At 42.5% G+C, this 13,603-nt stretch carries 10 protein-coding genes; 5 read left to right on the top strand and 5 right to left on the bottom strand.

Annotation, left to right across the window (positions count from 1 at the left end):
• From BM291_RS17215 to BM291_RS17195, 5 genes are all read left to right on the top strand, one after another.
• The coding region (locus BM291_RS17215) for an IS1595 family transposase (protein WP_139229128.1) at positions 1-328 on the top strand (328 nt) is incomplete at its 5' end.
• Between the two features lie 142 nt (positions 329-470).
• A complete protein-coding gene (locus BM291_RS17210) occupies positions 471-1,895 on the top strand; it encodes an MFS transporter (RefSeq protein ID WP_092899703.1) in 1,425 nt (474 codons plus the stop codon).
• A 197-nt stretch (positions 1,896-2,092) separates the two neighbouring features.
• Positions 2,093-5,614: a molybdopterin-dependent oxidoreductase gene (locus tag BM291_RS17205; RefSeq protein WP_092899729.1), complete on the top strand. Its 3,522-nt coding sequence runs from the start codon at positions 2,093-2,095 to the stop codon at positions 5,612-5,614.
• A gap of 11 nt (positions 5,615-5,625) precedes the next feature.
• Positions 5,626-7,068: a rubredoxin gene (locus tag BM291_RS17200; protein WP_092899727.1), complete on the top strand. Its 1,443-nt coding sequence runs from the start codon at positions 5,626-5,628 to the stop codon at positions 7,066-7,068.
• A gap of 107 nt (positions 7,069-7,175) precedes the next feature.
• Positions 7,176-8,453: an alginate export family protein gene (locus BM291_RS17195; RefSeq protein WP_092899701.1), complete on the top strand. Its 1,278-nt coding sequence runs from the start codon at positions 7,176-7,178 to the stop codon at positions 8,451-8,453.
• A gap of 50 nt (positions 8,454-8,503) precedes the next feature.
• Here BM291_RS17195 and BM291_RS17190 read toward each other — a convergent pair whose 3' ends face one another.
• From BM291_RS17190 to BM291_RS17170, 5 genes are all read right to left on the bottom strand, one after another.
• A complete protein-coding gene (locus BM291_RS17190; protein WP_092899699.1) occupies positions 8,504-8,695 on the bottom strand; it encodes a hypothetical protein in 192 nt (63 codons plus the stop codon).
• A gap of 152 nt (positions 8,696-8,847) precedes the next feature.
• Positions 8,848-10,146, bottom strand: a complete 1,299-nt coding sequence (locus BM291_RS17185) for an APC family permease (protein ID WP_092899697.1) — start codon at positions 10,144-10,146, stop codon at positions 8,848-8,850.
• Positions 10,147-10,303: 157 nt separating this feature from the next.
• The gene (gene ggt / locus BM291_RS17180; protein ID WP_092899725.1) at positions 10,304-12,001 is read right to left on the bottom strand and encodes a gamma-glutamyltransferase; all 1,698 of its coding nucleotides are present in this window, start codon (positions 11,999-12,001) and stop codon (positions 10,304-10,306) included.
• 129 nt (positions 12,002-12,130) lie between these two features.
• Positions 12,131-12,889 (bottom strand): DUF2490 domain-containing protein, encoded by a 759-nt coding sequence (locus BM291_RS17175; protein WP_175499736.1) that lies wholly within the window; start codon positions 12,887-12,889, stop codon positions 12,131-12,133.
• Between the two features lie 317 nt (positions 12,890-13,206).
• Positions 13,207-13,566, bottom strand: coding sequence for a cupin domain-containing protein (locus BM291_RS17170; protein WP_092899723.1), 360 nt, complete (start codon positions 13,564-13,566; stop codon positions 13,207-13,209).
• Between the last annotated feature and the right edge of the window lie 37 nt (positions 13,567-13,603).

The raw sequence follows: 13,603 nt of genomic DNA, 5'->3' as shown, positions 1-13,603 counted from the left end.
AAGATTTGTTCAAAAGACGATTGATCGAGAAAGTGTACTGTTCACAGACAAAAATCCCGCATACATAAACCTGGAAAAGATGGTAGAAAGTCATATTCAGATTAAATCTTCAAAGGACTCCACAAAAGCTAACTTACCCTGGGTTCATGTGGCCATCAGTAATCTGAAGAAAAATCTTCTGGGGATCTATCACATGGTAAGTGAAAAACACCTCCAAAACTATCTCAATGAGTTTGTTTACAAGCTCAACAGAAGATATTTTGGTGAACAGCTATTCAATAGACTAATTATAGCTTCTGTTTATCCTTACGTGCAACATTACGAATAGTCATACTAAATTTTATAAGTAGTCAACAATCCATTTAGAGCCAATCTAAATGGATTTTTTATTTTTTACTTAAATTTAATACGTATTACGTTTTGTAATTACGTATTTATACTTACTTTTATCCTACTTAAAAATAAGTATTATGGAGCCACTACTTACACACAAAGCGACTAAGCTTAATCTCTTAGATTTTAAATCTGTCCCGATCCGTACGTTCTGGATCACTTCAATCGCATTCTTCATCTGCTTTTTCGCATGGTTCGGTATCGTGCCATTCATGCCTGACGTAGTGAGGGACTTAGGTCTTACTCCCGCGCAAAAGTGGAATGCAACAGTTCTTGCAGTAGCGGGAACAGTTTTCGCCAGATTACTTATCGGCAAACTATGCGATAAGTATGGCCCGAGACTATGCTATACCTGGTTGCTGATCATTGGATCTATTCCTGTAATACTTAGTGGTCTTGTTCAAACTCCGATGCAGTTTTATATATGCCGTCTGTTGACTGGATTCATCGGAGCTTCATTCGTTATCACGCAGGTTCACACTTCGCTGATGTTTGCTTCCAACATTGTCGGAACGGCAAATGCAACTTCTGCTGGCTGGGGGAATCTCGGAGGCGGTGCTAATAGATTGGGTATGCCGATCATTGCAGCGATAGTCATTGGGGTAGGAGTAGCGGAGGCAGATGCCTGGAGATATTCCATGGTCATCGCGGGTATAGCATGCTTCACCATGGGTTTGGTGTATTACTTTTTCACAAAAGATACTCCAGAAGGCAACTTCAAGGAATTAGAAGCAAGAGGAATGCAAGTTCCTAGCACCAAGAAAGACAAAGTTGGCTTTATGGAGGCCGTGAAAGACTATCGCGTTTGGTTGCTTTTTGTGGTGTATGCAGCATGTTTTGGTATAGAACTAACAGTCTATGGTACCATGGATGATTACCTTCAAAACACTTTCCAACTCGAACGAATCACTGCTGGGAATATCGTGCTCTCTTTCGCTTTGATGAACATTTTCGCCCGTACACTTGGTGGATATTTTGGAGACAAATTTGGAAAAGCCAGAGGGCTTAAAGGCCGTGTTTGGTTCTTGGCAGCTATCTTAATTGCGGAAGGATTAATGCTAAGCTTGTTCTCTCTAGCAACAGGATTGTTAGTAGGTTTTGTGCTGCTGGTTGCATTCAGTCTTACAGTGCAAATGGCAGAAGGAGCCACCTTCTCTGTTGTTCCTTTTGTCAATAGAAAGGCAATAGGATCTATCTCAGGTATAGTTGGAGCAGGGGGAAATTTCGGAGCATTCTTGGCAGCCCTTTTCTTAAGTTCCAAGTCAGCAGTAGCCGAAAAAGCCGCACTAATGGCAAGTGAAACACTGGGAGCAGATGCAGCAGCGGCAGCACAATCAGCGGCAGCGGCAAGTGCAGTATCCGCTGGTTACTTAGTCATAGGCGGTCTGATCGTCATGTCTGGAATGGTTGCCTTGGCGATACGATTCAGTACCGAAGATGAGAAAGTAGCCGAAGTGGAATTAGGTAGATTACAGCCTGAATTAGTGCGAATAGATAATTAACTTGTTGTCTATACCCAAAATAGCTCCCGTTTGTAGTACAGAAATGCTATTGGTGACAAATGCATTATAGGATTTGATAAACTCAAGAATTGAGGCCACTTCGGTCACCCGTCTTCGGTCTTCCGTCCTCTTGAGCAAATAACATAACTCGCTACATTTCAGCTCAACCTATTTCCAATTGTAACCCTAGAGTAGTGATCCCAGATAAAAAAGTTAAAACCACTTGTTCCTACTGCGGCGTTGGCTGTGGAATAGTAGCTGAGGTGGACTCTCAAAACAAAGTACATGTCGAGGGCGATCAGGATCATCCTGTGAACCAAGGCATGCTTTGCTCCAAGGGGCGGAATCTGCACTACGTAGTCAATGATACTTCTGATAGAATTCTCTATCCCGAGATGCGCTGGAGCAGATCTCATCCTCGTGAGCGGGTGAGCTGGGACGATGGATTAGACAGGGCGGCGGGAGTTTTCAAGTCTTTGATCCAGAAATATGGCCCGAACAGTGTAGGTTTTTATATCTCTGGACAATGCCTTACAGAAGAATATTACATCGCCAATAAGCTTACGAAAGGCTTTTTAGGCACAAATAACATCGATACAAACAGTCGTTTGTGCATGAGTTCAGCGGTGGTGGCTTACAAAAAGACTTTTGGAGAAGATTCAGTCCCTATTTCTTATGAAGACATAGAGTTGGCCGATGCTTTTTTGATCGCTGGCGCAAATCCTGCCTGGTGTCATCCGATTCTCTTTCGCAGACTGGAAAAGCATAAGGAGAAAAACCCGAATGTGAAGATTATCGTGGTAGATCCTCGAAAAACAGATTCGGCCACATTCGCAGACATCCACCTGCAGATTATCCCCGGCACAGACATCATTTTGTACAATGCTATAGGTAGGAGAATCATCGATATCGGGTTGGCTGACAAAGAATTCATAGCAAATCATACAGAAAACTACCTTAGCTACCGCAAGCAGGTGATGGCAACTTCCTTGAAGGAAGCGTCCAGTCTTTGCGGAATCTCGATTGACGACATTAAAAAAGTTGCCGAAATCATCGGGGAATCGAAGGGATTTATCAGCATGTGGGCGATGGGACTGAACCAAAGCGCCATCGGTACGGATAAGAACTTTTCTCTGCTGAATCTTTCGCTAGTGACTGGCAGAATTGGAAAACCTGGTAATGGTCCTTTCTCACTGACTGGCCAGCCAAATGCTATGGGCGGACGTGAAGTTGGTGGAATGGCGAGTTTACTCGCTGTTCACAAAGACCTGAATAATCCAGTTCATCGGCAGGAAGTGGCAAATTTCTGGGGTGTAAATGAGATTTCTCCCGAACCTGGATTATCAGCCACTGAGATGTTTGACGCACTTGAAAGTGGGGAAATGAAAGCTGTTTGGATCATTTGCACCAATCCTATGGTGAGTTTGCCGAATTCCAAAAAGATCGAAAAGGCGATGAAAAATGCCAAGTTCGTGGTCGTTCAGGATATTTCTCACAAAGCTGACACGGTAGCATACGCAGATTTGGTTCTTCCCGCAGCTGGATGGTTGGAGAAAGAAGGCACGATGACGAATTCGGAGCGACGAATTTCTTATCTCAACAAAGGCATCAATCCTCCTGGAGAAGCTAGACCAGACGTGGAGATTCTTTGTGATTTTGCTCGCAGAATGGGTTTTCGAGGTTTTAATTTCAACAATACGGAGGAGATCTACGAGGAGTATTGTGCGATGACGAAAGGTACGAACATCGATATATCCTACCTCAATTACGATAGGCTGAAGAACGAAGGAACATTCCAGTGGCCAGTTCCGGAGTACAGACATACGGGAACTCCAAGGCTTTTTGCAGACAATAAATTCTACACGCCTACTCAAAAGGCGGTATTCAATATTCCAGCTCAGATTACGAATACCTCAGAAAAAACGAGCAAGGAATATCCGCTAATTCTTACCACAGGACGCGTGAGGGATCAGTGGCATACGATGACCAAGACGGGAAAAGTATCCCGACTTCGCACGCATTACCCAAGTCCGGTGCTGGAAATCAATCCCATCGATGCTTACCTAGACAAGGTGAAAGACGGAGATGTGGTGGAAGTGAAAAGCAAGAATGGTGTAGTAAGAGTGAAGGCAAAGCTTTCTAAAAACATTCGAGAAGGCGTGGTTTTTCTGCCCATGCACTGGGGCAAGCAATTGCAATCTGATCTCAATCGAGCAAACAACCTTACAAACACGGTTGTCGATCCTCAATCCAAAGAACCAGATTTCAAATTCACCACCGTATCTGTTTCCAAATACAAGAAAGCCACAGAGAAAATCGTGGTCGTAGGCGCTGGAGCGGCAGCTTTCCGCTTTATTCAAAACTACCGCGAGCACAACGAGTCCGATCAAATCCATGTGTTTTCCAAAGAGCCACATCCATTTTACAATCGAGTGCTTTTGCCGGAATATGTGACCGAAGAGTTGACTTGGGAGCAGCTACAGAAGATCAAAGAGCATGAGCTTAAGAAGTTGAAAATAAGTCTTCACACGGGACTTTCTATAGAACATATTGACCCTGAGAAGCAAGTTGTCGTCGATAATGACGGCCAGGAATATCCTTTTGACAAACTGATTTTGGCGACAGGAAGCCGGCCTTTCATCCCAAAAGATGCGCAATTGGACTTGCCCGGTCGATTTACCATGAGAAACAAAATCGATGCGGATCGATTTAAAGATTATTTAGATTCTACGAATTTGCGCCCCGAAAATCAGCACGTGGTGATTATCGGAGGTGGATTGCTTGGGCTGGAACTTGCAGCAGCTCTGCAGCACAATCGGGTGAAAGTGACTATAGTACAGCGGGCATCCAGATTGATGGAACGTCAGTTGGATGAAGTTTCGAGTAAGCTGCTTTCTCTGGATGTACAGGAGCGGGGAATTCATGTGTATTTTGATAATGAGGTCAGTACAGTCTTCGATGATGAAGAACACAAGTCGCTTTCCATCACGCTGAAAAGTGGGAAGATAATTTACGCAAATGCCGTAGTGTACGCGATTGGTACGCAGCCGAACATCAAGATTGCCCGGGATAACGGCATACTATGCGGTCGTGGAATCAAGGTGAATCAGCATTTGCAGACCAATTATCCAAACATTTTTGCCATCGGCGAGATCGCAGAATTCCAAAACCAACTCTTCGGAATCACTTCAGCTGCTGAGGAACAGGCCATGGTTTTGGCCAATTATATCGCCGGAGACGTGAGTAGTATTTACAGCGGATCGGTGCTGATGAATATTCTAAAATTTAAGGATCTGGAACTATGTAGCATAGGTGATATTTTGATTCCTGAAAATGACGATTCCTATGAGGAAATCATTTTCACCGACATCAGCCGTCGCTATTACAAAAAGTGTATCGTCAAGGATGATTTGCTCATCGGGGCAGTGCTGATGGGAGATAAAAATGAATTTGCGGAATTCAAATCCCTAATCGAAAACAAAATTGAGCTTTCAGAAAAGCGAAAATCTTTGCTGATGGGTTCTTCGGAAACACGGCCTGTGATAGGCAAATTAGTTTGTAGCTGTAGCCGTGTGGGCGAGGGGAATATCAAGGAAGCAATCGCAGGTGGATGCTCCGATTTCACTGCACTTTGTCAGCAGACAGGCGCTGGACTTGGATGTGGAAGTTGTAAAACGGAGGTAAGAGAAATTCTTCACCAATCAAAAGTACTGGCATGAAATCGAGCAAGATGAAACAGACCTATTCTAGAGTAGTGGTGAAAGGCGGAGTACTCTCTCCCGCTGAATTGAAGCAGATCTTGGAACTGGCAGAAAGCGCTGGCTTGGATACAATTTCCTTGGGCTCTCGCCAAGATATTCTTTTTATCAAAGATGACGGAAACCTTGAAATTGATTCTCAGGATAAATTTCAACTCGTATCTCCAGAAGAATTGGGTGCCGAAAATATCGTCTCTTCTTATGTTTCATCAGACATTTTCCCAAATACACCCTGGCTAACAGGTGATCGGTATCTATATATCTTGGAGCAATTTAGAGTACAGCCAAACCTCAAAATCAACATCACAGATCCGAAGCAGCGCTTGGTTCCTCTTTTCACAGGTCACTTGAATTTCATCGCTTCGGCTCACGAGGATTACTGGTATCTCTACGTCCGCTTGCCCGAATGGGAAGAGACGATGATGTATCCTGCGCTTATTTACAGTTGGGAAATGGCAAAGGTGGCTTCGGCTATCGAAGATATACTTCAGGAGGAACCCGAGACAGTTGACTTTCTTTTTGAGTTGGTGAATGATGCGGTAGACTCCAATAATCGAACGGTAGATACTCCGTTGGAAGTCCCATTTTATCCTTTTCCATACTACGAGGGAATCAATCGCGTGGGTGATGACCGCTATTGGCTGGGCCTTTATTGGAGAAATAACAAGTATTACACTGAGTTCCTGAAAGTGCTTTGCGATCTCTGTGCAGACAGTAAAATCGGTAAAATTTCCATCACACCTTGGAAATCAATCATCATCAAGGGAATTCCAGAGAACACAAAAATCGAGTGGGAAAGGCTTCTTGGTCGATACGGAATCAATGTGCGTCACTCCATGCTGGAGCTGAATTGGCACCTTCCTGTCAACAATAAATCTGCGCTCAAACTCAAGGAGTATCTTGTGGATAACTTTGACAAAAGAGACATCAGTACCTACGGTTTGACCTTTGGAATCACTGATTACACGAGAAAAGCGTACTATTTCACTTCCATTATTATCGAGAAGAATCAGCCTCCAGCAGGTTTGGAGGGGGTCAAAATTCGGAATACTTACAATTTGCTTTACGCCAAAAACTTTGACCCAAATACTCAGCAGTACATCGTCTATGTGCAGGAAGTGGACAAAGCGGAGTTGCCGGGACTATTGATTGAGCTGAGCAAGATGTATTTTGAGCAGCTGGGGAAAAAGCAGGAGCAATCCAAAAAGCAAATTGTCACAAAAGAGACCATCCATTCCGAGATTTTTCAATGCTCGGATTGTCTGACGATGTATGATCCAACTTATGGAGATCAGGAGCAGAATATTCCCGCAAACACCTCTTTTGAAGAATTACCTGCTGAATATCATTGCTCACTTTGCGAAGCACCGAAAAGCAAATTACTGAAGAAAACCATCTCAAAAATCCTCAAATAAGAGCTTAAATCTTAGCTAAAAAGATGACTTATATCAGGGCGAAGCTCTGTAAATGAGTGTCTTAAATCTATACATTTGATAAGCGTCACTCTTCAATTCTTAGACCTATGAAAAAATTTCTACTACTTATTTTAATCTCACTAGTGTCAATTGAAATTGTTGATGCTCAGGAGTTTACACTCAACGCTGATATCCGACCGCGCTTCGAATACAGACACGGTTATGGAAATCTTTTTCCAAATGATGCAAAAGCAGCAGCATTTGTCACACAGCGCTCAAGGTTGAATTTGGGATACCAAGACGAAAAACTTCAGGTCTATTTCAGTGTGCAGGATGTCAGTACTTGGGGAGATACACAGCAGCTCAGTGCTGTAGATGGTAACGATTCCTTTAGCCTTTTTCAAGCTTGGTTTCGTTATTCTTTCACTCCAAACTGGGCGATCAAACTTGGCCGACAGGTCATCTCCTACGATGATCAGCGAATTCTAGGAGAAGTGGATTGGACCATGCAGGGGAGGTTTCATGATGCTGCATTGCTCCAATATTCCAAGGATAAGTTTAAGCTCGATTTCGCTTTTGCATACAATCAGGAAAATCAAAAAACTCTTGGGAGTGATTATGCAATTACTGGCTTTTTCTCCTACAAAGTGATGCAAATGGCGCACCTCACCAAGGCATGGGATAAGGCTACTTTGAGCTTTCTCTTTATGAATAATGGTTTTCAGAAATACACCAGCGACCCAGTTCCGCAAACAGATGGATTGTATTACAGACAAACTACTGGTACCTATTTTACCTTTCCCTTATCGGCTATTAGCGTGACGGGTTCGGCTTACTTGCAATCAGGGAAGGCAAATGCATCTACAGACATTTCCGCATATCAGTATATGATCGAGGCCAAATACAAACCGGGGAAAGTGGCTTTTATTCTGGGTTTTGAATCCCTAAGTGGAACTGACCAGGGTGGAGAAAGTAAAAACAAATCCTTCTTTCCGCTATACGGAACAAACCACAAATTCAATGGCTACATGGATTACTTCTATGTGGGAAATCATGCAAATAGCGTGGGCTTGAATGATGTCTATGGAAAGGTGCAAGTCCCGACTGGAGAGAAATCAAGCATCGCGCTGAATGCTCACTATTTCTCTGCAAATGCGGATTTGGCAAATGATCTGGGAAAGGGTTTGGGAACAGAATTCGATCTGGTTTTCTCTAAAAGCTTAGCCAAAAACATCAAAATGAATGTGGGTTATTCGCAGATGTTTGCCACAGAAAGTATGAGTGCGTTGAAAGGTGGAACAAGCTCATCAAACACGAATAACTGGGGTTGGGTGCAGCTGATAGTCAATCCAAGATTGCTGACTTATAAGTTTAAAGAGGATTGAAAATTCAGCTCAGTTACTTTTTAGCTCCACTAGGATGGTGAGACGGGGAATCAACCGATTTTCCCGTCTCCGTCAATGTCTTTGCCGGATTGCTCTTCGAGAATCTTAAGGGTTTTGATCAGTAATTCTCTGGTATTAGCCAATTCCCATTCCAAGTTCCTCACTCTGGCTTCGAGTGTTTCAGCTTTGGATTTATGATCTTGAATTTGGCTTTGCTGGATAAGATTCCAAAATAGTCCCATAGGTTAGTTTATTTATTATTTTTTAAATATCCGCTTTTCTGCTAGAAGAGATTCAAAAGCTAGATAATTGAGGGTAAAATCTAGAATTGAGCTACTTCGGTCATCTGTCTTCCAGCCCGATGACAAGTATCATGTCGGATATTCATATTTCTTTATTTTTTGCCCTTTGAAACAGCTTTTACCAAAAAGTAAATCAATGTCAGAACTACAATAAATACTAGTATCCCGATCTTCTCATATCCTGTCAGGTTAGATAGGAAAAAGAGAATAATTCCAGCCGAAAGGATTGGAACAGTGTATCCAAAAGGTATTTTGAAATTTCCGGAATCGGCATTATCCATCTTCCTCAGTTTGATAACTGATAGGGCCACGCCAAAATAAACCAGAAGCATACTTGCTGAAGCGATGACTGCCAACTGGCGAAATCCTCCCACGGCTGCTAGCGTAAAACCAATTCCTGCATAAAGCAAAATCGCCAAATAAGGTGTTTTGAATCGTGGATGAATAGCTGCAAGTTTATCCAAAGGAATAATGCGGTCGCTGGCTAGGCCAAAAACTACCCGAGGCATATTGAGAATTTCTCCACTCAGCATACCAAACATGGAGACTCCAGCAGTAATTAATAGTAGCGTGTAGCCAATTGGTCCGAAGACAACGTTGGCGACCGATGCCAAAGGAGCTTCCTTGAAATCAGGTAATTGAGCACCCAGCACTCCTTGGGAAACTGTCTGAATCAGAATATAAAGTACAAGGACGAAGGTTATCCCAATAAAAATAGCCTTAGGAACCGTCTTCTGAGGGTTTTTGATCTCTCCTCCTACAGTTAGTCCAGCATCACCACCTTGAAAAGCGAAGAATAAGATCAGAGAAGCTGCACCAAAATTCTTGAAGGATGGTGCGTTCTCGATGTAAAGATTAGCGAATGAAACATCCTTCCAACTGAAGAAAATCAGTAGAACCAACGGCGTTAGTTTGGCGACTGTATTGATTTTTACTAAGCCAATTCCTTGTTTGACTCCGATGACATTTAGGTAAGCCAACCCGCCAAAAATTAAAAACAAAAGTAAAACGCGGATGATTTGATTAGTAAAAACTGGAAAGGCTAATCCAATTAATTCTACCAGGGCATTTGCCACGGCGGCATCTGAAAAAGCAGATCCCAACACCATGAATACAGCAGCTAAAAAGCCTGTGTAAGGACCAAAGGCCGTTTCCACATACGCATAAGCTCCTCCTGATCGGGTTACTTTGCTTCCTGCTTCGGCGAAACACAGCATCACCAAAGCAATCAGAAACCCACAGAATAGGTAAACAAAGATTCCTGAGGTACCCATGATTTCGGCAACAATCGCCGGCAAGACAAAGATTCCTGCACCGACAATGATATTTACTATGTTAGCAGAGAGTCCCCATACACCGATCTCTCTTCTTAAGCCTGTATCTTTTTCCACGATTATATTTTATCTGTAATTCTTCTATTTAAAGTGACTAAACCATTAATGATTTGGTAATTCCATTGGTATTGAGGCCACTTCTGTCTTCGGTCTTCCTGCCAATCAACCAAAGAAAGTAACACTACTGATATAAATAAACATAACCACAGTATTATTAATATCCTCTCGCTCCTCCATCTTCACTGGAAGAATCAGAAGCCCCTGTGTATAGTTTGGTGGAGGCATCGTAGGTGATGCCCATCAAGACACCAATATTGGTAGTCGGTCTGAGTGTATGCCCCATTTTCTGAAGCGCATCCCGTGTGTCTGGAGAAAGTAGATTGTGCTCATATAAGATCATATCTGGCAGCCACTGATGATGGATTTTCATGGCTTCGATAGCTCTATCGATGCGCATATCATAAGCCAAGACATTCAGCACCGTTTGGAAAACCGTGTTGATGATTGTTCTTCCTCCTGGGCTACCGATTACTAAATAAGGCTTGCCGTCTTTCGCTACAATTGTCGGCGTCATGCTAGAAAGCATACGTTTCTCAGGAGCAACCAAGTTAGGGTCGGAACCGATTTGACCGGTGGAAGTCGTCTGACCAGGAACAGGGTTAAAATCCCCCATCTCATTGTTGAAAATAAAGCCTAATTTATCAGATCCCATTTTCACGCCATAGGAATTTTCCAAGGTATAGGTCATCGAGATAGCATTGCCATCTTTGTCTACAACTGAAAAATGAGTGGTGTGGTCACCGCCGTAAGGATGTCCATACTGGGCAGGATCAGAAATGGAAGCTTTGTTCAAGTCCAGATTTTCAAATCTCTTTTTTGCAAAATCCTTCGAAAGCAATTTATCCAATGGCATTTCAGGATTGAAATCAGGATCTCCTAGGTGCTCAGCTCTATCTGCAAAAGCTCTTCTCATCGCCTCAGCAACTAAATGAACATAGGCCGTAGAGTTGAATTCGATCTCTGTGATATTAGCTTCCTCCATCAGATTCATCATCTCGATCAGCGCCACTCCTCCTGAACTTGGCGGAGGCATAGAATAAATATCATAGCCATTGAAAGTCCCCTGTACAGGTTCACGCTCCACAGCCTCATATTTTTCTAAATCTTCTTTGGTGATGATTCCACCATTGGCTTTCATGTAGTCTTCAATTTCCTGAGCGACTACACCTTTATAGAATCCATCGCGACCATGTATTTCTATCTGTTCAAGAGTTTTGGCTAAGGCAGGTTGCTTCCAAGTTTCGCCTGGTTTTACGATTTCACCGTTTTCTCCTCGGAAATAATTTTTCATGATATCCTCTGAAGGATCGTTATCTGATACTCTCACGGCTGCATTGTATAAACCATAGGTCATGGTAAATCCTTTCTTCGCAAGATCGACTGATGGTCTTACCAAATCAGCCCAAGGCAATTTGCCGTATTTCTGATGTGCTTGATAAAGTCCCGCTACCGTCCCTGGTACCCCTACAGCCAACAGTCCTTTATGATTTGAATTGTCTTTTATCTTACCCTTTTCATCAAGAAACATGGTTGGACTTGCTGCCAAAGGAGCTTTTTCACGAAAATCGAATGTGGTCACATCTCCCGTTGATTTCATGAAAACCATAAAACCACCGCCTCCAATATTCCCTGCTTCTGGGTGAGTGACTTCCAGTGCAAAAGCCGTAGCGATTACTGCGTCGACAGCATTTCCTCCCTTTTTCAAAATGTCGACGCCTACCTGTGAAGCGATGACATTATCAGATACGACCATTCCATTTTCTGCAATGGTTTGGGCATTTACTGAATTGATTAAAAATAGGAGTAGCAATGAAAAGCCAAATGCTACATTTTTAGTAAAGATGTTTTTCATATGATTAAAGTTGGTTGTGATAGTGGTTTTAGTAAAAATAAGAGAAAATACCACATCAATACCAAGAGTTCTGATAAGCGGAAATTGGCTGGTCAATTGAAGGCCAGCAGTTATAAAAAAAAGTGTAAATTATTTCTGAGTCTTTATCGTGGCCAGTCTGTGATTAACCACGATTCGTACTATGTCTCTATTGAAATAAGCTCCATTTTGACGCTGATTTATCCACTTTTGATAAGTGGCTTCCACATTCAATCCAGGAGAAATTGACAGGCCCAAACCGGCACTTAATCGATTCTGGTCGAAGGTGTAAGAAACTTTTTTGCCTGCTTGGACCATCAATTCATCCCCTGCAATTACCTTCAGCACTTGATTTTCTTTGATCTTCCAAATAGGGTAGGATGCCGTAATGCGGTAACGGAATCTGAAAGCTCCGAAATAATAACAATCTGCCAATTCTGTCTTTTCCAGATTCAGGTAATGAAAGTATCGAGCTTCAGCCCTATACCGATGATCAACCGTAAGCTTTTCAAACTTCTGCTTATAGGCCATTTCGATATGAGCTCTAAGCTCAGGCTCTACCAGATCCAGTTCTGAACGGGGATTGTTGGGGCTTTGAAAAAAGGTAGCAAAACCAGCTGTAGCGACCCATCCGCTTTTACCAATTTTACGGTTTACATGAGCGCGTAGGGAAAGTTGATGTTGAGCAAATGGCTTGACAAAATGTCGCTCCTGAACTTCAGCTACTACAGACCAATTATCATCAATCGGGAGGGTGAGAAAATACCCGTACCAGATAAGTTGCTGATGAGTCACATCTTTCTGAGCTATGGATGCCTGAGGTAAAAAGCTCAGAAAAAGGAAAATAGAAGTGTAAGTAAGTGCTTTCAAGCCTATGAATTAAGCTGCAATTTTACGCTAAATCCTAGTAATTTAATAGGGTAGTAAAAAAATATTTATTTGACTTAAAATTGCATCGTTCTGGCCTTAGGAAGTTCCTAGGTTCAGTAAACCTATATCAGTATTTTATCTCTATATGTAAACTCATTTAGTTAGAGTTAAAGTGTTCCAAATGAGCTATTTCCCCTTTACAAAGGGGGCTAGGGGGTTTTACTTAAATAAACTTCTTTAAATCATATTTTTATCATCCCAATCATCGATTAAAAAGTTTAATTCGTTGAGTAGGAGGTTCATATTTTCCTTCACATCTATATTTTCTCAAACTTATCCACAGTCAAATCAGATTTGACATCACCTGTGTGTTTGGTGCTTTGAGGCTCGAAAAGTAGCACCCAAGCTTCCTCCTCTGCTACGGGTCTGTGTTCTACTCCTCGTGGCACGACCAGCATTTCCCCTTCGTTCAGCGTGACGCTTTCTCCTTCAAAATCAATCTTGAGCGAGCCTTTCACAATCAGAAAAAGCTCGTCTTCATCGGTATGATTATGCCAAACGAACTCACCTTTCACTTTTGCAAGCTTCACGTCCTGACCGTTCAATTCACCAATGATTTTTGGAGTCCAAAGCTCCTTAATCATCTCAAATTTCTCGTTAATATTTACCTTTTTCATAGTCCCCATTTAACTTGAAACATTTTACTTTTTACCA

The sequence above is a fragment of the Algoriphagus aquimarinus genome (genome assembly GCF_900112005.1).
Lineage (GTDB): Bacteria > Bacteroidota > Bacteroidia > Cytophagales > Cyclobacteriaceae > Algoriphagus > Algoriphagus aquimarinus.
The sequence above is the reverse complement of the archived record's forward strand: the minus strand, read 5'-3'. Positions and strand labels throughout refer to the sequence as shown.

Bases quoted from the DNA above. Each gene is read 5' to 3' on its own strand.
- BM291_RS17210 (WP_092899703.1), top strand. From the start codon at position 471: ATGGAGCCACTACTTACACACAAAGCGACTAAGCTTAATCTCTTAGAT.
- BM291_RS17200 (WP_092899727.1), top strand. From the start codon at position 5,626: ATGAAACAGACCTATTCTAGAGTAGTGGTGAAAGGCGGAGTACTCTCT.
- BM291_RS17195 (WP_092899701.1), top strand. From the start codon at position 7,176: ATGAAAAAATTTCTACTACTTATTTTAATCTCACTAGTGTCAATTGAA.
- BM291_RS17190 (WP_092899699.1), bottom strand. From the start codon at position 8,695: ATGGGACTATTTTGGAATCTTATCCAGCAAAGCCAAATTCAAGATCAT.
- ggt (WP_092899725.1), bottom strand. From the start codon at position 12,001: ATGAAAAACATCTTTACTAAAAATGTAGCATTTGGCTTTTCATTGCTA.
- BM291_RS17170 (WP_092899723.1), bottom strand. From the start codon at position 13,566: ATGAAAAAGGTAAATATTAACGAGAAATTTGAGATGATTAAGGAGCTT.